Here is a 21,978-nt window from a genome sequence, read left to right on the forward strand (position 1 = left end):
CGAAAACCGACCTGGAGTAGCGCGGTAGACCGAGCAGCGTCGTCACAGTCGCCTCGTTCAACAAGGCTGCGTTAGTGCATCTTTTGAAGTCGTAACGGTAAACGACAGACCCTCCGGGCGAAATTCGATGTCGGCCTCGCCACGCAGGCTCGCGCCGAGCATCTGAATAAGCTTCGTTCCGAAGCCTCGTCGTCTCGGCTCCACGACAGTCGGCCCGCCGGATTCGCGCCATCGGAATTTGAAGTCGCCTCCACCGACACTCCAGTCGATATCGACGCGGCCATCCGGCACGGAAAGAGCGCCGTACTTTACCGCGTTTGTCGCGAGCTCGTGCAGAGCCAGCGAAAGGCTTGTATTCGACCGATGTGAGACCTCGAGGTCAGGCCCGTCGGACGCGATGCGGCCGGCCTCGTTGAAAGGCGCGATTGCCTGCTCGACTATCTCGCGCAAGCCGAGCGTCTCGAACTCTCGCCCGCGCAGAACGTCTGCGGAGCGGGACAAGGCTGCCAGACGTTCCGATATTGTCGACCTCATCCTCTCGATCGACTGGTCTGCACGCAGCGACTGATTGACGATCGACTGGGTGGTCGCCAACATCTTCTTCATCCGATGGCCCATTTCCTGGGCCATCATCGCGCGATAGGCCTTCGCCTGCCTGCGTTCGGTCGTGTCGATCGAAACGCCGCTCATCTGCAAAGGCCGTCCCGCCTCGTCGAACTTCGTCTCCGCCCGGACTTCGATCCACGCCGGACTGCCATCCGGCTTGATGATCCTGTACTCGACATGAAGGTTGCCATCGGACGCCAGCGCCGCCGCAACGGTCTGCCTCCAGCGTTCCAAATCATCGGGATGCACTGATGCTCGCAAATCGTCGTAGGTGAAGTTCTCGGCAGGTTCGCGTCCGAAATTCGCCTTGCAGATCGGTGAACAGACCAGCCGCCCGTCCTGGACGTCCAGCGTCCAAACTCCAAGGCCGCCCGCCTTGAGGGTGAAGTTTAGCTTCTCCTCGCTTGCCGTCAGATCGACGATCCGGCGCTGGAGCGTGGCTTCCAGCTCCTGCTGCTCCGGGCGGGACGGCGCTGTCCGCTCCGAAGTCGCGTCATACTGGGACGCGAAGAAATAGGTCAGTTCCCCGCCGTCGAAGACCGGTGATATCAACAGCCTGTTCCAGAACAGCGAGCCGTCCTTACGATAGTTGAGCAGGTCTATCTCGATGGGGCGTTTATCGGCGACCGCTTTTCGGATTCTTTCGACGTCGTGCGAATTCGTGCCGGGTCCCTGGAGAAAGCGGCAGTTCCGTCCCAGCGCTTCCTGGCGGCTGTATCCCGTGAGGGCGGCAAAGGCTTCGTTGACGAAAACGATTGGGTTGTCCGGGCGACGGGGATCGTTGATGATCATCGGCATCCGCGAGGCCCGCATCGCCGCAGCGAACGGATCTGATCCTGAGCTGATCTCGCGGTCGATCCGTCGTTCTTCGGTGCTGTCAATTAGCAGGTTAGTATACACCTTTTGTTCCCTTGTCACTGTCTTGGCTGATCACACCAATTGCGAGGTGCGTACGGCAAGGCGGGGCGGAGTTATGGTTGATTGAGGAGGGATTTTTCTAACCAGGACAAGAAAGGTTATAGACACTATCGACAACGTCTCTTTGTCTTCCCCGAATCCGAGTAAATGCGGACCATATCCTGCGCCGAAACTGACCGTGTGGACTTTCAGAGGCTGACGATGCAGGACACCGACCAGAGACGGCTGGACGCCAGGACAGCTGGAAACCGCCTAGCGGATGCGCATGTGCGGGAAGACCCGTTGGCCGCGGAGCGCGCATGCCGATGATCGGCACCGATCCGAGCCAAGACGACAACTCGATTATTTTCTGCAACGCGGCGTTCCAGAAGCTGACGGGCTGTTCTAATGCAGACCATATCGGCCGGAACTGTCAGCTCTTGCAGCGGGCTGAGACGGATCGGGCCGCGGTGTCGCGCATTCGTGAGGCGATTTCGACTGGGAGCTTACGATCGATTTTATCGAGTCGATCAAGCGTGACGACATTCGCCTGACGCCGATACCTCGCCGGACTTCGTGCCGGCCGTGAAGGCGACGCCTCTGTCGCTCATCGTCAACGAGCACGTCGGCGACGCGGGGCGCTGGGGCCTTGGCGACGCAGGCGGGGAGATGAACCTCGTCGTACGGCGCTTCAATTGGCATTTTCATACAGGTCGAAGTCGGAGCCTGTCGAGCCGGACAACGTCAGCGCCGAACTGGGAAACAAATTGCTTCAGGCTTAGGCCAATCAGCTGAGTGCCGAATGGGCTCGGCAGATCGCGTGGTTGGGGTCTGGCGTTCAAGCTTTGTTGCGACTGAACTGACACCATAATCTAAGGCGCTGCCGCTTTGCCGGTTTCTGCAGAAGAGTTCAATGCCATCCACTCACTTTCACCATGCCGGTGCACGTCCCAGCAGCGTGACGACTACCCTGCTCGATGCGTCTTGGCTCTCCGATACCAGCTGGGTATTACCTTGTAGTCGGCATCCAAAATCATAAGAGGGGCACAGCCTTGCCCCTCTAGTGCGCCCGGCGATCGGATTCATGGCCGTCCGGATGAGAACGATCGCGGATTAGTCTGCCTTACGGAGTTGCAGGCGCGAGACGCCGGCTGCGACATTGAGACCGGTCCCGGCTTCAGCACTGAGCGGCTGCAGGCCAAAATTGGTGGCATTGCCTCCAACCAGCGCGTTTGCCCCCAGGCCCAAACCAAGAGATGCGCCAGCGGACGCTCCGACATAGGTCCCGGCAAGGCTGCCTTCGCCAACTGTCGTCGGCTTCGTGTTGACCACGATCCAGCTCAGATAGGATTTGCCGGTCACCCCGACATCAATGCCGAGCTTTCCGATCGTACCGTTGTAACGTTCGACCTTCCCGGTTCGCTGCTTGAACTGGCAATCCACCGCGCGGCTGGAGCCGATCAGAAGGCCAATACCGCCGGCGACTTCGCAGGAAAGCGTACCCAGCCGCTCTTTCGGCTGTGACGCAACCTGCTGCTTATGCTGCCTTTTGCTGTGGTGGGTATCGGCTGCCGCGGCAACGGAGCCAAAGCCAAGTGTGGTGGCCACCGCGAGAACGAGCGTCTTTTTCATGGTCTCTTCCTTGTTTGAAACATAGCGGTTCTGTTTTGCGATCAGCTTCAGGCGCGCCTTGACGTGACAGCGACCTGCAGACCACAAATTACCTGTTTTGACGTGAAGTCGGCAGCAATCGAGGTCGCCATACGTGAGGCTTCCTCTGACGACGCCATACCGGTCAGCATGATGGCGCCGTCAACTACTTCAACTTTGATCTGACAATCTTCCAGACCGTAGGTATAGGCCAAAAGGCACCTGATCGCCTCACTACTCGCAATGGGATCCGCAGCGGTTGCTACGCTTGCAAAAGATTGAAAAAGCATCTGGCGTGATCCTTATTGGGTGATGACGGCTCGCCTTTGTAGCGAGCCGTCATCACAACCTCACTTCAGCGCATCCTTGACGGCGTCCTTGCCCTTACCAACGGCGCCTTGTACCTGGCCGGCGGCCTTGTCGACCTTGCCTTCTGCCTCAAGTTTCTCGTTGCCCGTGACTTTGCCGGCGACTTCCTTGATCGTGCCCTTCAGTTCCTTTGCGGCACCTTCGATACGGTTCTTATCCATAATGCAGCCTTTCCTTAGACAGCGTTTCGATCACTGACCCCGGTGTCGACCGGCGCCATGAACGAGAAAATAAGGCTGCACCTAGTGAAAACTCAGAGCTGAAAGTACTAGGGCGATTAGTATCCCGTGACCTTTTTTGCGGTCGAAATCACTTTTTTCTCGGTTTTCTCCCAGGCTGCACCCGATGTTTTTGATCGGGTGCTGTAAAGCCGCGCTCACGCGCCCAAATCACCGCAGCAGCTCGGCGGTTGACGCCGATCTTCGCATAGAGCGAAGCGACGTGGTTTCGAATGGTGTTTTTCGAAAGATGGAGCGTTTCTCCCATCTCGGCGTCGCTCTGGCCGTTGCAGATCAGGCCAAGAATTTGTCGCTCTCGCTCGCTGAGCTCCAGCAATTCTGTCGACGGGGCTGCCGACCCTTGCTTGAGCGTTGCAAGACGCTCAACGATCGAACGGCTAAACCATGACGTATCGGCCATGACACTTTCGATCGCCTCGACGAGCTGCGCCTCGCTGCGCCGGCGTTCTGTCACATCCTGAAGCGCCCAGACAACACACTGCTCGTCATTGATTTCGACGCGCTCGGCGGAAACCAGACAGTCTGCAAGATCACCGTCTCTCTGTTTCAACCGCATCGGTTCTTCCCGAACGAAGATATTGTCACGCAGCTTCTGCTCCAAAGCGCGTCTGGCGGCAATGTCCTGCCAAAGGTGAAGCTCGCCGGCAGTCCGGCCGACAACTTCCGTCAGCTGGTATCCGGAAATCTGCAGAAAAGCGTCGTTTGCTTCTGTAAATACGAAGTCGTCGAGCCGTGAAATCGCTGCCGGAGCGGGGGACAGCCGGAACGATTTTGAGAACCGCTCTTCGCTCTGGCGAAGTGCGTTTTGGGCCTTTCTCCGGGCATCGAGATCGGCGAAGGTAAACAGCATGCAGGGTTCTTCGACCACGGAAATCGGCTCGCCGGCGACGATCACAAGCCGGTCTCCACCGCCAAGCAGAGGCACCAACGCCTCGCGGTGGCGTATCATCCGGCCATCGTTGAGTTTCGAAAGGGCATCATCGGCTGTTTCGCAGTTCGAAAACAGTCCGATCGCCTTGACGGTTCTGCCGATGACATCGTCCTTGGTGAAGCCGGTCATCTCCAGGAATCCCTCGTTGACACGAATGAAGCGCTGATCGTAGAGCCGGCAGATCAGGCCAGGGGCCGGATTGGCATTAAACGATCGCTCGAACCGCTCCTCCGCTTCAAAGCGTGAGGTCTCGTCTTTGACGATCAGGGCCAGTGCGTCAGGCTTGTCGCCAGCGTCGGTGATGAACATCGTGCGAACGGTGTGTACCCAGACCAGGTCAAGGTCGGCTGCCGGCGATATCTCGACTGTCACATCGTCGATTGTTTCGCCAGCGAGAAGCCGCTCCATCGGGTATTGGCCTGCCTCCAGAAGATGATTGTTACGATACCGCAGAGTGAACGTTCGCCGATATCCTGCCGCGTCGCCTCCGAGTTCCTCAATGCTACTCACTCGATGCATGGCAAAGGCTGCTGCATTGGCCCATGCTATCCGGCCTCCCTCTTCTAAAAGGATGATGCCGTCACTGAGGCCTCCGATCAGTTCTTGAAGGCTACCCTTGTTGATCTTCGGCGGCTCAGGATTTTCGCTCATGTCGTCCCTCAAGTGTATCGGTGGACCATAGGTCGCGTCCCTGGAAGCGATGTAAAGGGTGAGTGTTAAGCAACGACCGCGATTTATCGTATTGCCGAGCAACGAAAGTTTAATCGGCGATCCGGTAAGGCTTATCATCTGATGGAGGGCTCTATATGCCAACGCACTGTGATGGCTGCCGCGATGGCGCTGCTTTCGAGGTTCCTTTCTCGATGGCGTTTCAGCCTATCGTGAATATCAGGACTGGCGCTGTTTTTGCGCACGAGGCCTTGGTGCGGGGTCCGAATGGCGAGGGGGCTGGTTCGGTTCTCAGCCAGATCAAGGATAGCAATCGTTATGCTTTCGACCAGCAATGTCGGGTCAAGGCGATCGAATTGGCTTCGGGCCTTTACGATCCGGCTGATGACGTGAAGCTTTCAATTAATTTTATGCCGAACGCCGTTTATGAACCGCGGGCTTGTATTCGACTTACACTGGCCACCGCGATGAAGACGGGCTTTCCTCTCGATCGTATTATTTTCGAATTTACCGAGAACGAGCAACTCGATACCAAACACGTCCTTCATATCCTTCGCACCTACAGAGACATGGGATTCAAAACCGCGATCGATGATTTCGGGGCGGGTCATTCGGGTCTTGGGCTTTTAACCCATTTCCAGCCTGACATCGTGAAGCTGGATATGGATCTGATCCGTGGGATCGATGTCGATCCGGTGAGACGCAAAATTGTAAAACACACGCTCGATATGCTCGAGGATCTGGCAATTGTCCCTCTGTGCGAGGGGGTCGAAACGGCCGATGAGCTGGCGACGCTGAAAGATCTCGGCGTATCGCTCATTCAGGGCTATGTACTGGCAAAAGCGAGCTTTGAAACCCTGACAGTGCCTGCAGCCCCTGGCGACCAGGTCTTAGCCGTAGCTTAGCAACGAACTGCAAGCAATCGCTATCACTGGAGCTGTGCTGAAGGCGCTCAGCAACGGTGCTGTCGTTTCCGATTATCGAGATCCAAATATTGGCGGAAAGCCGGGTCATCGAGAGCAAGAATCCCTTGTGGAGCGCCACACGTTGACACATGCAAAATTCCATGAGACGAGCCAATTATGGCCAAACGTCTCACACGCAATTTCACGTTGACCCCCGGACTCGAGGGGTTCATCTCCGAATGTTTGTCGTCCGGCGACTACAGTAACGCCAGTGAGGTTGTCCAGTCGGGGCTACGATTGCTTCGCGATGGACTGAGACCGGCGGCAACAGTCGCATCAGCGTGGCCGATCGGAGGCGGGGTCTGCGGAAAAATCATTCGGGAGATGGACTGGTCTGCGACTGCCCTTGGACCGATGAGCGGTTGGTCTGTCGAACTCCGCACGACTATCGCCAACATTGTGAACTCTCCGGTCGCGAAAGTGCTGATGTGGGGACCGGGCCATGTGATGGTCTATAACGACACTTACGCGAAGATCGCAGGCGATAAACATCCAGGCGCTCTCGGCAGCAACGTCGCGGAAGTCTGGCCTGAGATCTGGGACTGGAACCGCGACATGCTTGAGGCCGGCCTTGGCGGGGAGCTTCGTTCCTATCACGATCAAAGCATGACGCTCATCCGAGATGGGCGGCCTGAGGAATTTATCTTCGATCTCTTTTATACGCCGGTATATGAGGCTGATGGCAAAATCGGCGGCGTGATGTGCACGGTCGTCGACAACAGTGACCGCGTCGCGATGGAAAAGCGCATGAAGGACAGCGAAGGTAAACTCCGCCGCGTGACCGATGCTGTGCCGATGCTGATATCGTATGTGGACCGTCAGCACATTTATCGCTTCGCCAATCATGCCTACGAGACGTGGTTCGGGATGAAGCCTGATGACATGATCGGTAGACACATCGGCGCAGTGATTGGCCAGGGGCCGTACGAAAACCGGCGGCCTGACATTGATCGCGCATTGGCTGGTGAAGTCGTGACAGGCGAGGCCGACATGCCGGTCAACGGCGGCGCGCCGCGTCGTCTCGAGATCCGTTACGTCCCCCATGTCGAGGCCGACGGGTCAGTACCGGGCGTCTACATCCTTGGCATCGATATCGAAGATCGTGCTGTGCGCGAAGCCGAGCTGGAAATGAGCAATAGCCGCTTTCGCACGGCTATGAACGCGGTGCATGGTGTCCTCTGGACCAATAGTGCCGATGGTAGAATGGTCGGAGAACAACCGGGGTGGGCAGCACTCACCGGTCAGACTTTTGCTCAATATCAAGGTTTCGGTTGGGCGCAAGCGGTGCATCCGGATGACATGGATGCCTCAGTCGCGACCTGGAACGCGGCTGTCGAAGCCAAATCCATGTATGTGCATGAGCACCGCGTCCGCCGACACGATGGCGCCTGGCGCCAGTTCGCCATCCGGGCCTTGCCGATCATCAGTTCAAATGGCGATATCGTCGAATGGGTGGGCGTGCATACCGATATCACCCATCAGCGCGCGGCGGAGGCCACTTTGCGCGATCAGGCGGACGTGCTTGCTCGCCAGGTCCGCCACCGAGAACGGGCCGAAGAGCAGCTCAAGCAGCTGAATGAAAATCTTGAGGCGCGGGTTATCTCCGAAGTCGCCGAGCGCCGTCAGGCCGAAGTAAAGCTGGCGCAGGCCCAGAAGATGGAAACAGTCGGGAAACTGACCGGCGGCGTCGCGCATGACTTTAACAACCTGTTGCAGGTCGTGAGCGGCAATCTGCAACTCCTCTCGAAGGAGGTCACCGGCAACCAACGCGCCGAGTCGAAGATCGCAAACGCCATGGCGGGCGTATCGCGTGGCTCCAAGCTGGCCAGCCAGCTCCTAGCCTTTGGGCGCCGTCAGGCGCTAGAGCCTAAGGTGGTCAACATCAGCCGGTTCGTCCGCGACATGGATGATATGATCCGACGCGCAATCGGCGAGGCCATTGAGGTTGAGACGGTTGTTGGAGGAGGGCTTTGGAATACCTTCATCGACCCGACGCAGATCGAAAATGCTCTCCTTAATCTCGCGATCAACGCACGCGATGCCATGGAAGGACGGGGTAAACTCACCATCGAGCTGTCGAATGCGCATCTTGACGATGCCTATGCGCGCTCGCATGACGAGGTCACCCCCGGTCAATATGTAATGATGGCGGTGACCGATACTGGGTCGGGCATGCCGCCTGAGATCATCGAGAAGGTGTTTGAGCCGTTTTTCTCGACGAAGGCAGAGGGCAAAGGCTCCGGTCTCGGCCTGTCGATGGTCTACGGCTTTGTCAAGCAGTCGGGCGGGCATGTCAAAATCTACTCGGAAGTTGGTCACGGCACGACGATCAAGCTTTATTTGCCGCGCGCGATGGAGGCGGAAGATGTCGAAGTCGCCGTCGATAATGGGCCGATCGTCGGGGGCACGGAAACTGTCCTTGTCGTCGAGGATGACGCGCAGGTCCGCGAGACTGTCATCGCGATGCTGACCGACCTCGGATATCGCACGCTGAAGGCGGTTGATGCATCGAGCGCGCTGACGGTGATCGATAGCGGCATTCCGATCGATATTCTTTTCACTGACGTCGTGATGCCAGGCACGCTCAAAAGCCCCGAACTCGCCCGCAAGGCGAAAGAACGACTGCCGAATATCGCTGTCTTGTTTACGTCTGGCTACACCGAAAACTCGATTGTTCACGGCGGTAAGCTCGATGCAGGGGTCGAGCTGTTGTCGAAGCCCTATACCCGTGAGGCGCTTGCGCGGAAATTCCGGCATGTTTTGGCCAATCAAGCTCAGCGTAGAGATCAAAAGTCAACGGGACTTCCGCCGGAGCCCCTGCCACAACTGGACACGCCGGTGACGTCCGCCAAGAGCGCAGCGGCGGTGACTGCGGAACACGTCGCACGCATAACTGTATTGCTGGTCGAGGACGATGCGCTCATCCGCATCAATACGGCCGAGATGCTGCAGGATGCCGGATTGATTGTCGTCGAGGCGGGAAGTGCTGAGGAAGCCAAAGCGGCTCTGCAGACGATGAAAGTCGATATCCTCATGACCGACCTCAATCTACCAGGCGCATCGGGATTAGAGCTGGCGGCTGAGGCCAGGGCTCTGAACCCGTCAACGACGATCGTATTCGCCACCGGGGATCCGACGGCTGTGCGCGGTGAGACAGGTGCCATCGTTTTGGCAAAACCCTATGACGCCGCGAAACTCGCTGAGGCCTTAGCCACTACAGGGGCATATCGGATCGCCGAAGGAAATCCGGCGCGCAGCGGCGCCGTCGAAGAGGACAAAGTTTAGGTGCAGTAGCCGCTCCCGAGCCTGAAAATTCCCTTTCGGAGTGCTTGGTTGCGGCGCCGGTGACGTTGGCCGCCCATGCTGGTCATGGAAGTGATCTGCGGATGACATCGACGGGGCGATGAATTGCTGTGCCTGATGCCTCCATCGGCCTTTGACGAAGGAACGGTCGACGCATCGCGGGCTCTTGAAAGCTTCTCGAAACGCCGGCGCGGTATCGAGCCTCATCGGCTACCTGCGTCCATTGGCTTCGTTGTACACCATAAGGACCTGCCGCGTCGGCGCGGTGTTGCGGCCCGCACGCGTGTTGCGGCAGCGCTCGACATCCCAGAGCAGATCGTGAAGATCCACGAAGTCCGGCCATTCATGCTTGAAGGAAAAGCGTCCGCACATGATCAGTCTTTCTTCAGAAGGCAAGATTGCGTTCAACGTCTCGGGTCGCGAGGACTGCCAACATGGCGTTGTCCGCCAATTCGACGAGCGCGGCAGCTATCTCTTCGGGACGCCAGCCGGCCGCACTGCCCGCAAGTGTGACCTCCGACATGCGATCGGCCAACGCTTTCTGGCATCTCGGGAAGCGATCTGAGTGAGCGTTGGGAGGAGGGGGCGACAGCTTTCATGCCCGGGAGAATGGTGCCGCTTGGGTCGTCGTCAAGGCGCAGCTCGTAACGATCCTTCGGCCTTCAGGAAATTAAGGAAGGCGCGCATGCCCGAGCCGAGATGGCGGTGCCGCGGGTAGTAGAGACAAAGGCCCGGGTAGGGCGGTGTCCAATCGTCCAGCACCTGCTGCAGCTTGCCGTTGGCGAGAGCGTCGGCCGCCATCCATCGCGTCACATAGGCAAGACCGATACCGTCCAATGCCGCTGCCAAAAGAAGTCTGGACTGGTCGACGACGAGATTGCCGGGCGTTGTCACAACGACGTCCTCGCCGCGGCGCTGGAACTCCCAGCGATAGATCGACCCGTTCGCCATACGAAGCTGGACGCACTGGTGCAACGAAAGGTCCGACGGTATCTTGATGGCGGGCGCGCCATCGAGATAGGCAGGCGACGCCACGACGATGTGCTGCTGGTCTGGACCGATAGCGACCGCGACCATCTCGTCGGGTACAAGTTCGGCCGCCCGGACCCCACAGTCGTATCCTCCTTCGGCGATATCGACCAGTCTCCCCTCGGAGCGGATTTCGAAGCGCATGGTGGGCTGAAGCTTCATGAAGCGGGTCAGAAGTGGCATCAGGACCTGCTCGGCGGCATTGGCGTCGCAGTTGATCCGTATCAGCCCGGACAACGAGGTGCTCTGTTCGTGCAGCTCCTCGACCGCGAGGCCAATTTCCGAAAGCGCCGGCATAAGCCGTTGCGCAAGTCTCCGCCCCGGTTCCGTCAGCGATACGTTCCGGGTCGAACGGTGAAAAAGCTTCACCTTTAGACGCCTCTCCAGTCCGGCAACCGCGTGGCTCAGCGCCGACGGCGTCTGGCCGAGCATTCGCGAGGCGGCACGAAAGCCGCCGTGCTCGGAAACGGCAAGAAAGGCCGCGAGCTCGCCGGGCGGGAGCGAGCTCACTGTACGAATTATCTCATCATTGCGTGTAGCCTCTGCCATCTAGTTCACGAATGCCACGCGCTTATGTTCCGGGCAAGTCGAATGTTCGAAGGAGTATGACCATGACTTCATCCATCCCATTTGGGTTCTCGTCGACCGCCGCTGACGTTCTGGAAGGTGTGGAGCTTTCCGGACGAAATGTCATCGTCACCGGGGGCGCCGCGGGCATCGGGATGGAGACGAGCCGCGCACTCGCGGCGGCAGGCGCGGCCGTAACAATCGCGGCGCGCCGCCCGGACGAGGCCGAGAGAGCTGTCGCCGAGATGAGGCAGGCAATGCCCGCCGCTCGGCTAAGCGTTCGTCGCCTCGACCTCTCCGATCTGTCCTCCGTGCAGGAATTTGCCGAGTGCTGGGACGAACCCCTTCACGTCCTCATCAACAACGCGGGCGTGATGGCCATTCCCGAACTGCAGAGGAGTGCGGAAGGGCGGGAGATGCAGTTCGCCACGAACTATCTGGGGCATTTCGCGTTGACGCTTGGCCTGCGAAGGCATCTGGCCAGGGCGAACGGCGCCCGCGTCGTTTCCGTCGCCTCGACGGGCAACCTGTTTGCCCCGGTATTCTGGGACGATCCAGACTTCCGCTTCATTCCCTACGATCCGCTGCTTGCCTACGGGCAGTCGAAGACGGCCTGCATTCTGATGTCCGTTGGTATCAGGCAGGCGTGGGCATGCGACGGCATCATGTCGAACGCACTCAACCCCGGAGCGATCGCAACCGGGCTCCAGAAGCACACTGGCGGCCTTCGCACGCCCGAGCATCTGCGCAAGACGATAGAGCAGGGGGCATCCACGACGGTGTTGCTTGCGGGGTCGCCGCTTGTGGAGGGAATTTCCGGCAAATATTTCGATGACTGCCAGGAAGCCCCTGTCGTCGACGAGCGCGGAGCCTTGCCGTTCAAGGGAGTAGCAAGATACGCGGTTGATGCACAGAACGCTTTCCGTCTTTGGGAGATGGCGACGCGGATGGTCTCGTCGCCGCTGTAGTCGGCGCAGCCTGCCGGACCTTTGCGCAGTCCGGCGGGCCACTTTCTTCCGAGTGCTGCGGGCCAAATCAGGCCTTTGCCGCCACCGGAAGGCGAAACGGCGCGCCGAGGCGGTTGAAGGCGTTCATAGCGGCGATCGCGATCGTCAGATCGACGAGGTCCTTCGGGTCGAAGGCGGCCGCAGCGGCAGCATAGGCCTCGTCCGACGCATGGGTCTGGCTGACATTTGTCACTTCCTCTGCCCAGGCGAGAGCGGCGCGTTCCTTGTCGCTGAACAGGTGAGGCACCTCGTCCCACACGGCAACCAGCGTGATCTTGTCGATGGACATCGTCTTGCGCAGATCGCGGCTGTGCATGTCTATGCAGTGGGCGCAGCCGTTGATCTGGGACACGCGCAGAAAGACGAGGTGGATCAGCTCTGCCGGCAGGTTTGTCTTGGCCGTGACATAGTGGTGGACACCGAAGAGCGCCTTGGCACCCTCGGGGGCGACTTCGGACCAGTTCATGCGGGACATGTTGTTTTCCTTTTTTGAGGACACAGCTTTCCGATCGCCGGAGAAGCCGTCGTCGGTTGATCTGTGGTTTAGCGAATAGGTTCGGAGGACGCTTTACGGCTTGCGCGGCGTCGTCAGTACGGTGTCGCCGGTGTCGACGACGAAGACGGCGAGCAGCTTCGCCGGTTCAGTCTTGCTTGCATTGGCGCTGACGTCGTGCCGGTCTCCGGGCAGCTCGGTGAAGTTCTGACCGGCTATAAAGGTCTTCGTCTCGCCACCATTCACGGCGCTCTGGATCGCGCCTTCTAGGACCGTGGCATAGATCAGCGCAGACTTCGCATGCGTGTGGGCGGAGCTGTAGCCGCCGGGGCCGTACTCGACGAGGACGCCCTTGACGCTCTTGCCGGGAACGTCGGGCAGGGGATGCTCGTAGACGAGCGTCACCTTGGCATCCTTCGTATCGTACGCGAGTCCTGGCTTAGCGACATCGTGAGCGGACGCGGTGGCAAGGGTGGCCGCGAGTGCCGCAGCCGCATATGAAATGGTCTTCATGATCGTGCGCTCCTTCTATACCTTAAGCCATTCGGCGACCGTGACGCGGCCCTTGATGTACTCTCCACCTGGAACAAGCGAGCCTTTGGCAACGGGGGCGCCGAAGTAATCGACCGCGGCGTCCGCGGTCACCGGACTGCCGTCGCCCTTCGCATCGAGATACGCCCGAATAACGGTTTCGAACGGTGCCCGATGCGGTCCGGCAAGATCGACCGTTCCGTTCTTCGGCTGCCCGAGCGCGGCCTCTACCAGAGCGGCGGCGACGTCACTGGCCGCGATCGGCTGAAAGTCGATATCCGGTACCTTGACCACCCCGTCCGCTGCATAGGCGCCAGCCAGGGTTGCGATGAATTCGTGGAACTGCGTTGCCCGGACGATGGTATAGGCCTGACCGGAGGATACGACCGCCTCTTCCTGTGCCAGCTTGCCGGCCATGTAAGGATTGGCCGCAAGCTGGTCGGCATTAACGATCGAGAGGGCGACGTGATGGCGCACGCCCGCGGCCTGTTCGGCGCTTGTCAGGTTCCGGCTCGACGTCCTGAAAAAGTCCGTGATGACGTCCTTGTCGAAGGACATCATGTTCGACACGTCGATGACGGCGTCGGCGCCCGTAAGCGCCGCTTCCAGTCCTTCTCCCGTATAGGCGTTGATGCCGTTGCGTGAGCTTGCGGCGACGGCTTCGTGGCCGGCGTCCTGCAGCAGCTTCACTGCCTTCGAGCCGATCAGGCCCGTGCCGCCGATGACGACGACCTTCTTCATTATGCTCATGGTGCTTCTCCTATGACGAGGCGCGATTGCCCGTCTTGCGTTCGTGGAGTTCGAGGAAGGCGCATCCGCGGGCGGCGATACCGCCGTCGTCGTCTGCGCCGAGATCCGCCAGAAGCTCCGCAACGGACACCTTGGCGAGTTCTGCGCGATAGGCCCTCTCGGCCTTCAACATCGCGGCGTTGATCTGGCAGGGCTTGGTAAAGTAGCGCTGCGGAAGAGGGTTCGGCCCACGCTGGCGGATTTCGGCGCACCGGAACGCAGGCGCCGGACCTTCAACCGCAAGGACGATGTCGAGCAGGCTGATGTCCCTCGGCGCCTTGGCCAGTCGATAGCCACCCCTCGGGCCGGGCGTCGTCACGACGATCCCGGCGCCGGAAAGCGCCTGCAGGTGCTTCAAGAGGTAGCTTGTGGACACGCCATGCAGTTCCGCCAGGGCTGCCGCCGAGAGCACGCCGTCTTCCGACAGTCCCGCCAGGAACGCCACGCAATGAATTGCCTGTTCGACGCCTTCGCTGAGTTTCATCCCACCCTCCAAATCATAGATACAAAATATCCATGATTATTCCGGTCGTCAATCCGCGATGTGTGGACAGTGCATTCGACGCCCCTCGAGAGAGACCGACTGCAGGTTCTGGGTCGACGCTTCGGCCGGCCGCCGATTGCGGCAGCGGAAGAAGGTTCCCGAACATGGGTATCAGGCCGCCTTGCTTGCCGGTCCTCGAGTTTCAGTGGCGGAACGCTTCTTCGTGTGATCGGCGTGCTTCTTCTCGCCGTCGCCGGTAGCCACAGAAGACTGAGCGAAGGTGACGGTGGAGGAAAGAAGAGCAGGCAGAGGGGCCGCAGCAGTGACGGGACAGCACTGGTTTATATGGAGCTCTGGAGTTCTTGAGCGGCCGAATTTAGAGTGGGATCGAACGCTCCTAGCAGAGCGCGTGCTCGATGCGTTCGATATGAAGAGCGTCGATGGACGTCCCGACCTCGATGGCTGAAATCTCCGCTTCGGTCAGGCCGGTGGCGAGCGCAAGATCCTCGAGGCTGTATGATCGTGCGATACGGGCTTCGCGAAGGCGTGAGCCGACCGCCTTGCCGGCATCGTCCGAGGACGTTTCGATATAAACATGATCCATACTTTCCTCCGATGTGCTGCAAGCACGTGTTTGTTACGTTCGGGTCTGCACAACGGTTTATTCTGAAGATGGGTTGGCGGCCGCAAGCCGGAGCTTGCGGAGACGCTCATTCTTCTCTTCGCGGAGACGCCGCTCTTCATCTGCAGCGTCGGCTGCAATCTTGTTCGTGTGTTCGAAGGCCGCCGCGCGCTGTTGCACGGTCAGGGTCTTCCTGATCCTGCTTACCATGACAATCATCCTTGAGGGTTTCCTCATATATGGGGTAATTGAGCAGGTCCTTCAACAGCTTGAGGCCTCCCGTCCACTAGCGTACGGCAACGCGTCCTGCAGCTTGCAAAGATGCATTCTCTACACCATCTACAGTGGGCCACCCCATTATTACGTGAGCTTCCGCAGCGGCGTCCGCCGGCGTCTGCGTGACGGCTTGCGCGTGGGGTGAGACGGCCGCTCCCTCTCTTGAGGTCGAGCGCCGTCGGGCTTTTCGAAACCTCCAAGGATCGTCATGTCATCCCTCGACCACCTCGTCATCTTCCTGCACGGCATCGGCGCATCCGGCGCTCAGCTCATGCCGCTGGCCTCCTCCTGGCGCGCCGTTTTACCGAACACCCGGTTCGCTGCCCCGGACGCCCCCATGCATCACTGGCGCGGCCACCAGTGGTTCTCGACGGAAGGCAATCCGCTTGATCCAGCCAAGATCATGGCCGCGCGCGAAGCATTCGACGGACTGATCGACGACGTCGTCCAGCGCGAAGGTTTCGCAGACGCGCACGGCAGGGTCGCCTTCGTCGGCGTCTCGCAGGGTGCCATCGTCGCTCTCGATGCGGTCGCCTCCGGCCGCTGGCAGGTCGGCGCAGTCGTTTCCTTCGCTGGCCTCCTTCCGCCCCAGAAGATATCGTTAGTCAGCCGGCAGACGCCGATCCTCATGGTGCACGGGCAGGCCGACACGACCATCCCATACGCTGCGTCGACGCTTGCGGCGGCACAATTCCGAGCGGCTGGTTTCGACGTCGAGCTCGATGTTGAGCCGGGCGTCGGACATACGATTTCGAGCGCCGGCGCCGCGAAGGCACTATCCTTTCTGCGGAAGTCTCTCGTGTAGGCGAAACACACTACTCCCGACCGTCCTGCCATGACCGATCTTGCAGAGGCGATGTCATTATGCGGAGGTCGAGGACGTGAGATAGACTGCGAACGTGATACTTCCCGCGATATTGCCCCGCCTTCATCAAAGCGTTCGCTAAGATAGTTATTGACTGATCTGTCCGTAACCCGTACTGATACCTCATGGCAAGACCAAGAGAGTTCGACCGCGACGCGGCGTTAGAAGCGGCTTTAAGGGTGTTTTGGGCGAAAGGTTTCGCCGCGACATCCACGGACGATCTGCGCGCAGCGATGGGCATAGGTCGACAGAGCCTTTATGGCGCATTTGGCGACAAGCGGACCCTGTACCTTGAAGCACTTGATGCATACCAGCGTCGGACAACGTCTGGTCATCTCAGACGCCTATCCGAGGGCGATCCGCTCGAAGGTATCGAAAACCTGCTTTCAGGTCTCGTCGCCGAAGATGACCAGGAGCGGGTGCTGGGATGCATGGGCGTCGGATCGGTCGGCGAGTTCGGGGTGACGGACCCGGAACTCAATGCCCGCAGGAAGGCATCCAGCGAACGTCTCTACAGGGGCATTGCCCAAAGGATTGGCGAAGGGCAGGAGCAGGGGAAGATCGATGGAAGCCTCAACCCGGCGGAGGCGGCCTCGTTCGTACTGATGACAATGACCGGCCTCCAGCTGGCGGCACGCGGCGGCGCATCCAGCGCAGAACTGAAGGCAATGGCTCGCTTCGCGACGCGACGCCTCGAAAACTGATTGGTCCCTCTAGCAAGAGGGATTTCTTTTCGCCAGTTATGGATCGACCTGTCAAAAATGGGGAAAATCATGACGATCGAAGAACGCAGAACCGCACTCGTCTTCGGAGGTGCGCGTGGAATTGGAGCAGCAGCCGTACGCAAGCTGGCCGAGGACGGCTTCGCCGTTGCCTTCACCTACGTGTCGCGACCCGACAGCGCATCGGAGCTTGCTTCCTCAATTCGAGGAGGAGGGGGAAATGCTGTCGCCATTCGGGCCGACAGCGCCGATCCCGAAGCGATCCGGGCGGCAGTGAGCAAGGCGGTGGACGAACTGGGCAAACTTGACGCCGTCGTCCTGAACGCCGGGGTCCTTCGCCTTAACACTGTCGATGTGGTCACACTCGAAGAACTGGACCTGATGATTGACGTCAATATCCGGGGCGTTTTCCTCGCCATCCAGGCCGCGGTCGCACAGATGAAGGATGGTGGTCGGGTCATCACCATCGGTTCCAATACGGCTGAACGAACCGGATTTCGGGGAAGCAGCGTGTACCAGTTCACGAAGGCGGCAGTCGCGGCTATGGTCAAAGGGCTCGCGCTCGACCTGGCGCCCAGGCGCATCACGGTCAACAACGTCCAGCCCGGTCCGACGAATACCGATATGAATGCCGGGTCGATCGAGTTCCTTGCGGATCGGAGCCCGTTGAAGCGCGTCGCCGATCCGGCGGAAATCGCCGAACTCGTGTCGTACCTTGCCGGCCCTGGTTCTGCCTATATGACCGGCGCAAGTCTTACAATTGACGGCGGATGGATCCTTTGAAGGCGCTTGTGGCGACGGGACCCTGTCTGCCGCCATGAGGCCATCGACTTGAACCATAGCCGCAGCGGCGGCTATGGTTCCGGCACGATGGACCGTAGTCTCTCGACTGGACATCGGTTGCCCTGCGGCAATACCGACCCGAAACCCATTTCGGCGGCGTGCTGTTGACGAACAACGTCAGGTACGTTCACATCCTTGAAATCGTCGTGGGGACGCTTCGGCTTTTCGCTCTGCCTGAACGACGCCGCCAGCAATTTAAAGAGATCCGTTCAAGAAATGCCGTAAGCAGTGGGCTGACGGCCGCTCGAAGGTGGTGAAGCGCCGAAGAAGCCGACGCTTCTTTATATCCGATTAGGCGCTGCGTGCCTGTTCTGGATGTCTGCCTTCGCCAAACTCCTCGACGATCTTTGTACAGAATGCTGGCAGGTCATCGGGCTTTCGGCTCGTGACCAGCCCCTGATCGGTCACGACCTCCTGGTCAACCCAGGTTGCGCCGGCGTTCTCAATGTCCTTCCGGATCGACGAATAGGACGTGACCGTACGCCCCTTCAGAACGTCCGCTTGCACCAAGAGCCAGGGGCCGTGGCAGATCACACCCACCGGCTTGCCTTGATCGAAAAAGGATTGCACGAACGAAACGATATCGCCGTCCGCCCGCAGCTTGTCGGCGCCGACGGTCCCGCCAGGAATCACGAGTCCGTCGAAATCGCTAGCCGACACGTCGTTTACCGCCTTATCCACGGGGTAGCTGCCGCCCGGATCAAGATCGCCGTTGTTGGTCTTGGCCTCGCCGGCCTCGATCCCGACGACCGTGACAGTCGCGCCAGCAGCTTCGACTGCGTCCTTTGGTTGCTTGAATTCGGGTTCCTCGGTGCCGCGTGGTGCAATGAGGATAGCGATCTTCTTCCCTTCTAGGGTCATGGTCATCTCCAGTTGGGATGGGATTGGGACAGGAACGTCGTGATTGTAACCCGCCTGTACCGTAGAAGTTCCGGCCGATATGCCCTCAATTCTGAGGACGGTACGATAGAGGACGGTTTCGGCGCAGAAAGAACCACTGTTGTGCCCCGATCTCCTTCAACCCAAAAAGGAGAACGACATTGGTCCGTTGGCAACAATCCGACATCAAGGATCTACAAAACTGCTCTACCTCGCACATGATGCGACCGCCGCATAAGATCTCGCATCGAGCGGCTCAATGGCCGGGAACCCGCAAGCCAGATTGCCTCTTCAAGGAAGACCCACATGCGGCACGTCCAGGTGCTCAACGGCATTAGCCGCGAACTAGAAGTCGAAGCTCCGGCTCAGGGCGACATGAAGCAGACGTTCACAAATTGCAAGATCGCGTTCGGCGACATGCTGGGCAACGCCGCCTGGAGGCATGAAAACGAGCGCGGGGCGACACAGTTACCGCCTGCGAGCGGGCAATCCGGACGCGATCCCGGCGTGGTCTGAGCGTGGAAGCGCTGCGAGAAATGAACCTACGCGGTGGGCGCGCTGGGAACTACCTCGTATTAAACGCTGTTCCAATCTTGCCCGTACAACTTTCGTTCATCGCCCGCCTGCTGGGCCGACCCGGGCTCGCACGGCATTCGTCCAACCACTCCGGCCTCCGCCGCAGTCGTAGCCGAGAGGGTTCACCCGTTCCCAACCGGGGAGCATCCCTTTTTATATTCAGCCGCTGCCTGGTGAAACGCTGTCGTCGTTCTTGTCTGGAAGCAAACCGGCGCCAGGCGTCTTGCTCTCGTCCTGTAGGTGCGGCTTGTCGTGAGGGCCGGCTGCCGGGAGATCCGCTGCTTCAGGCGATTTCTTTCCTGTCTCTTCGATGGCCTGCTGGGCCCTTGTATCCTTGTGCATTCGGCACTCCTTTGTTGTGAGGGAAAACCCGCGTGAAGGTTTGGAGTTCCGTGCGAGCCGTAGCGAGACCTTCTTGAAAAGAAAGGACCATAGCCGGCGTGACCTCGCCGGATCCTAGCCGTGGACGACGACTATCTGGCCGGCGACGCCGCGGCAGCGTTACGGGGAGCTGGGGCGGAAGTCCTTTGTCCGTGTCCAAGCGAGGGAGCCGCTGCGCGGTGGTGGACCCGCTTCGAGATCGCCCGGTCCATGAAGGCGCGCGGCGTCGCGTTTGTTTTCATCACCGGCTACGATCCGGACGTCATCCCACCTGAGTGCGGTGACGTTAAGCGGCTACAAAAGCCAGTCCCGTTCCGGTTGCTTGCCGAGGCGGTAAGAGAGCTTCAAGCCCTGCTGCGCCGCTGTGCTAACAGTCTGTTCCACCCTTTTGCGCGTCCCAGGCTTCAGGCCAAACAGCATTTCCATGCACCATTCTGGACGCGAATGCGCCAGTCGTTGGCAACGGGAGCGGCACCTCGCAGCCGACTTTGGACAAGCAGGCCCGGGCGCGCCCGGCAACTTCGCAGCGGGCTGTCGGAGTTCTGCTGCTGACCGTTTAGAATGCGGGAGCCATCGACCGCCAATGTCAGCTGATTTAAAGGGCTTCAGGGATTGCCTGTAGTGGCAATGGCATCCTTGTGACGCGGCTTCAGCAAGGCTTTGTCTCATGGACGTCAGTCGTTGTCGCTGTCGCGTGTTCCTCGTGCCAGATCATGCAGCGCCTGTGTGTCTTCGGGGCTGAACTCGGACGAGAGGATCACGCTTAAGAACGCAGCGCGAGCGATTTCTTTCTTCGATGCATCCGGATAGCGCGCTTTAACGGCATCGATCAGCGCCTTGGGCTTCATGCCCGGTACTGCCAATTCGCGTATCGTAGTGGCCATGCCTTCGATCTGACGTAGCTTCTTCCCCGCATTTCGCCTCCTATTGGGTCTCAGGCGACGGTGTCATACGCGCATCGAAACTAGATGACTGCTGCAGAAAACTGTGTGCGGGTGCCACGACGGGTTTTCCACTGGCTGTCCGCGAGTTCAAAGGCTAGGAATATCGTGATCAAGCAACAGCACGGGGGTGCTGGAGAGCGGGATCGGCAATGGCTTGGCAGCTGACGAGTTCTTGAAGCGCCTCGAGCGCGATGCCAGGGACCGAATGGTGCGGTAGGTGCCCCACCCCTTCAAGGACCCGAACCGTTGGATTTCCGTGCACGCGTCGAAGCCATTCGATGTGACGGGCAGGCTTGATGATCCGGTCGCCGGATCCGAAGATGATCCGCAGCTCCAAGTCGCTTGGCAATCTGGACAGAGTGGCCATGTCGCGGTTAAAGAGCCTCGCCTCGTTGGCCATTGTCACGATAGCGCTGCTATTGACGAAGCGCTCAGGCGCAAGCGCAGCAAGTTCAGTAGGGACTTCGTTCGGAAAGGCTGACGCTGTCAGTCCCTTCCTTGCGAGCAAGGCCGCGTATCGGGAAAGGACATGTCTACTTATGAAGGTTCCAACGATTGGAGCCGTTGCGATACGCAGGTCGAGCATCGGCTTGTCGTAGATCGGGCTGCAGCAGGGAGAAAGCAGCAGCAGGCGGCGGGCAAGATCGGGCCTTCGCGCGGCAAGATGCACAGCGATCGCGCTTCCAATCGAATGCGCGACGACGACTGCTTCAGTGATCTTCAAACCCTCCAAGACGTCCTCAAGCCAGAACGATTGACCAAGCGGGCCGTGTTCAGGGCCGTCCAGGCTGTCGCTGTAGCCGTAGCCGGGCCGGTCGAGCGCGATAAGACGATGGCTCGTGTCCCGGAAGGGCAGCAAAACTTCTTCGGCGAAACTTCCGCACCCATGAAGTAGAATAACCGGGGCGGCCTCACTCGGTCCAGATTCTAGATAGTGAACGCTTGTACCTTTGGAAGTGCGGAAAAACCTAGATTTGGCGTGCATGCGTGCCTCTGTCGATCTAAGCGCAAAAAACGCCTCAAAAAGCTTCTTGTTCCGTTGACGGATTGGCCCTTTGCTTAGCCGTTTTCGCGGCGTCACCGGTGAGCTCGATGTGCTCTCCTGTCATCTTGAGTGCACCTACGCGAAACCATTCTCGGCGTAGCGCGCTTGCTTTGCTCAGGGGTCATGAACGGCCTCGTGGCCGGGCATCACCTGGGGCCTCGTAGGCCGGCTGGCGGCAAGCTGGCGAACGCCGGCTCTCGGTGCGGACGCCCGGCAATCCTTGAGGTCTTGGGCCTAAGCGGGTCGGTTCCTCGGTCGTTACCGGGATTGGCGATATGAGGTGTTGCCTCAGACGA

25 protein-coding genes are annotated in these 21,978 nt (G+C 59.5%); 9 read left to right on the top strand and 16 right to left on the bottom strand.

Annotated features, from left to right (window positions below; all coding sequences use genetic code 11):
* Window positions 1–57 precede the first annotated feature (57 nt).
* The gene (locus ACEN84_RS03840) at window positions 58–1,506 is read right to left on the bottom strand and encodes a PAS domain-containing protein (protein ID WP_413708681.1); all 1,449 of its coding nucleotides are present in this window, start codon (window positions 1,504–1,506) and stop codon (window positions 58–60) included.
* Between the two features lie 317 nt (window positions 1,507–1,823).
* Here ACEN84_RS03840 and ACEN84_RS03845 point away from each other — a divergent pair, with 317 nt between their 5' ends.
* Window positions 1,824–2,057, top strand: coding sequence for a PAS domain-containing protein (locus ACEN84_RS03845; RefSeq protein WP_413708682.1), 234 nt, complete (start codon window positions 1,824–1,826; stop codon window positions 2,055–2,057).
* A gap of 559 nt (window positions 2,058–2,616) precedes the next feature.
* On the opposite strand, the gene ACEN84_RS03850 is transcribed toward ACEN84_RS03845, so the two are convergent.
* The 4 genes from ACEN84_RS03850 to ACEN84_RS03865 form a co-directional block, all read right to left on the bottom strand.
* On the bottom strand, window positions 2,617–3,135 hold the full coding sequence (locus ACEN84_RS03850) for a DUF992 domain-containing protein (RefSeq protein ID WP_203431339.1): 519 nt from the start codon (window positions 3,133–3,135) through the stop codon (window positions 2,617–2,619).
* Between the two features lie 47 nt (window positions 3,136–3,182).
* On the bottom strand, window positions 3,183–3,443 hold the full coding sequence (locus tag ACEN84_RS03855) for a BON domain-containing protein (protein WP_112717071.1): 261 nt from the start codon (window positions 3,441–3,443) through the stop codon (window positions 3,183–3,185).
* 60 nt (window positions 3,444–3,503) lie between these two features.
* Window positions 3,504–3,683 (bottom strand): CsbD family protein, encoded by a 180-nt coding sequence (locus ACEN84_RS03860; protein WP_112717069.1) that lies wholly within the window; start codon window positions 3,681–3,683, stop codon window positions 3,504–3,506.
* A gap of 148 nt (window positions 3,684–3,831) precedes the next feature.
* Window positions 3,832–5,343 carry a helix-turn-helix transcriptional regulator gene (locus tag ACEN84_RS03865; protein ID WP_413708683.1) on the bottom strand — a complete coding sequence of 504 codons (1,512 nt, stop codon included), beginning with the start codon at window positions 5,341–5,343 and terminating at the stop codon, window positions 3,832–3,834.
* Window positions 5,344–5,498: 155 nt separating this feature from the next.
* On the opposite strand from ACEN84_RS03865, the gene ACEN84_RS03870 reads away from it, so the two are divergent.
* The 3 genes from ACEN84_RS03870 to ACEN84_RS03880 all read left to right on the top strand — a co-directional run bounded on the left by ACEN84_RS03870 (window position 5,499) and on the right by ACEN84_RS03880 (window position 10,194).
* The gene (locus tag ACEN84_RS03870; protein ID WP_112717065.1) at window positions 5,499–6,266 is read left to right on the top strand and encodes an EAL domain-containing protein; all 768 of its coding nucleotides are present in this window, start codon (window positions 5,499–5,501) and stop codon (window positions 6,264–6,266) included.
* Window positions 6,267–6,443: 177 nt separating this feature from the next.
* A complete protein-coding gene (locus ACEN84_RS03875; RefSeq protein ID WP_413708684.1) occupies window positions 6,444–9,611 on the top strand; it encodes a PAS domain-containing protein in 3,168 nt (1,055 codons plus the stop codon).
* Between the two features lie 388 nt (window positions 9,612–9,999).
* On the top strand, window positions 10,000–10,194 hold the full coding sequence (locus tag ACEN84_RS03880) for a hypothetical protein (protein WP_112717061.1): 195 nt from the start codon (window positions 10,000–10,002) through the stop codon (window positions 10,192–10,194).
* 65 nt (window positions 10,195–10,259) lie between these two features.
* Here the strand turns inward: ACEN84_RS03880 and ACEN84_RS03885 are convergent, their stop codons facing one another.
* On the bottom strand, window positions 10,260–11,168 hold the full coding sequence (locus tag ACEN84_RS03885) for a LysR family transcriptional regulator (RefSeq protein WP_413708685.1): 909 nt from the start codon (window positions 11,166–11,168) through the stop codon (window positions 10,260–10,262).
* 101 nt (window positions 11,169–11,269) lie between these two features.
* Between ACEN84_RS03885 and ACEN84_RS03890 the strand changes: the two genes are divergently transcribed.
* Window positions 11,270–12,193 (top strand): SDR family NAD(P)-dependent oxidoreductase, encoded by a 924-nt coding sequence (locus tag ACEN84_RS03890; protein WP_112717057.1) that lies wholly within the window; start codon window positions 11,270–11,272, stop codon window positions 12,191–12,193.
* Window positions 12,194–12,260: 67 nt separating this feature from the next.
* Here the strand turns inward: ACEN84_RS03890 and ACEN84_RS03895 are convergent, their stop codons facing one another.
* From ACEN84_RS03895 to ACEN84_RS03920, 6 genes are all read right to left on the bottom strand, one after another.
* Window positions 12,261–12,707, bottom strand: a complete 447-nt coding sequence (locus ACEN84_RS03895; RefSeq protein WP_112717055.1) for a carboxymuconolactone decarboxylase family protein — start codon at window positions 12,705–12,707, stop codon at window positions 12,261–12,263.
* Between the two features lie 93 nt (window positions 12,708–12,800).
* Entirely contained in the window at window positions 12,801–13,238 is a 438-nt protein-coding gene (locus tag ACEN84_RS03900) for a cupin domain-containing protein (RefSeq protein ID WP_112717053.1), read from the bottom strand.
* Between the two features lie 15 nt (window positions 13,239–13,253).
* On the bottom strand, window positions 13,254–14,006 hold the full coding sequence (locus ACEN84_RS03905) for an SDR family oxidoreductase (protein ID WP_413708686.1): 753 nt from the start codon (window positions 14,004–14,006) through the stop codon (window positions 13,254–13,256).
* A gap of 10 nt (window positions 14,007–14,016) precedes the next feature.
* Complete coding sequence (locus tag ACEN84_RS03910) at window positions 14,017–14,529, bottom strand: RrF2 family transcriptional regulator (protein WP_112717049.1); 513 nt, start codon at window positions 14,527–14,529, stop codon at window positions 14,017–14,019.
* A gap of 397 nt (window positions 14,530–14,926) precedes the next feature.
* Window positions 14,927–15,133 (bottom strand): helix-turn-helix domain-containing protein, encoded by a 207-nt coding sequence (locus ACEN84_RS03915; RefSeq protein ID WP_413708687.1) that lies wholly within the window; start codon window positions 15,131–15,133, stop codon window positions 14,927–14,929.
* Between the two features lie 57 nt (window positions 15,134–15,190).
* A complete protein-coding gene (locus ACEN84_RS03920; RefSeq protein WP_199628417.1) occupies window positions 15,191–15,361 on the bottom strand; it encodes a hypothetical protein in 171 nt (56 codons plus the stop codon).
* Window positions 15,362–15,635: 274 nt separating this feature from the next.
* Here ACEN84_RS03920 and ACEN84_RS03925 point away from each other — a divergent pair, with 274 nt between their 5' ends.
* The 3 genes from ACEN84_RS03925 to ACEN84_RS03935 all read left to right on the top strand — a co-directional run bounded on the left by ACEN84_RS03925 (window position 15,636) and on the right by ACEN84_RS03935 (window position 17,797).
* Window positions 15,636–16,232 (top strand): dienelactone hydrolase family protein, encoded by a 597-nt coding sequence (locus tag ACEN84_RS03925; RefSeq protein ID WP_112717043.1) that lies wholly within the window; start codon window positions 15,636–15,638, stop codon window positions 16,230–16,232.
* Window positions 16,233–16,417: 185 nt separating this feature from the next.
* Complete coding sequence (locus ACEN84_RS03930) at window positions 16,418–16,996, top strand: TetR/AcrR family transcriptional regulator (RefSeq protein ID WP_112717041.1); 579 nt, start codon at window positions 16,418–16,420, stop codon at window positions 16,994–16,996.
* 69 nt (window positions 16,997–17,065) lie between these two features.
* On the top strand, window positions 17,066–17,797 hold the full coding sequence (locus tag ACEN84_RS03935) for an SDR family NAD(P)-dependent oxidoreductase (RefSeq protein WP_413708688.1): 732 nt from the start codon (window positions 17,066–17,068) through the stop codon (window positions 17,795–17,797).
* Between the two features lie 351 nt (window positions 17,798–18,148).
* Here the strand turns inward: ACEN84_RS03935 and ACEN84_RS03940 are convergent, their stop codons facing one another.
* Window positions 18,149–18,718, bottom strand: a complete 570-nt coding sequence (locus ACEN84_RS03940) for a type 1 glutamine amidotransferase domain-containing protein (protein WP_112717037.1) — start codon at window positions 18,716–18,718, stop codon at window positions 18,149–18,151.
* Window positions 18,719–19,042: 324 nt separating this feature from the next.
* Between ACEN84_RS03940 and ACEN84_RS03945 the strand changes: the two genes are divergently transcribed.
* Complete coding sequence (locus ACEN84_RS03945; RefSeq protein ID WP_413708689.1) at window positions 19,043–19,252, top strand: hypothetical protein; 210 nt, start codon at window positions 19,043–19,045, stop codon at window positions 19,250–19,252.
* Between the two features lie 219 nt (window positions 19,253–19,471).
* Here ACEN84_RS03945 and ACEN84_RS03950 read toward each other — a convergent pair whose 3' ends face one another.
* The 3 genes from ACEN84_RS03950 to ACEN84_RS03960 all read right to left on the bottom strand — a co-directional run bounded on the left by ACEN84_RS03950 (window position 19,472) and on the right by ACEN84_RS03960 (window position 21,622).
* A complete protein-coding gene (locus ACEN84_RS03950; RefSeq protein WP_413708690.1) occupies window positions 19,472–19,654 on the bottom strand; it encodes a hypothetical protein in 183 nt (60 codons plus the stop codon).
* Window positions 19,655–20,367: 713 nt separating this feature from the next.
* On the bottom strand, window positions 20,368–20,577 hold the full coding sequence (locus tag ACEN84_RS03955) for a hypothetical protein (RefSeq protein WP_413708691.1): 210 nt from the start codon (window positions 20,575–20,577) through the stop codon (window positions 20,368–20,370).
* A gap of 169 nt (window positions 20,578–20,746) precedes the next feature.
* Window positions 20,747–21,622: an alpha/beta fold hydrolase gene (locus tag ACEN84_RS03960; RefSeq protein ID WP_413708692.1), complete on the bottom strand. Its 876-nt coding sequence runs from the start codon at window positions 21,620–21,622 to the stop codon at window positions 20,747–20,749.
* Between the last annotated feature and the right edge of the window lie 356 nt (window positions 21,623–21,978).

The sequence above is a fragment of the Rhizobium sp. Rhizsp82 genome (assembly GCF_047325115.1).
GTDB lineage: Bacteria > Pseudomonadota > Alphaproteobacteria > Rhizobiales > Rhizobiaceae > Rhizobium.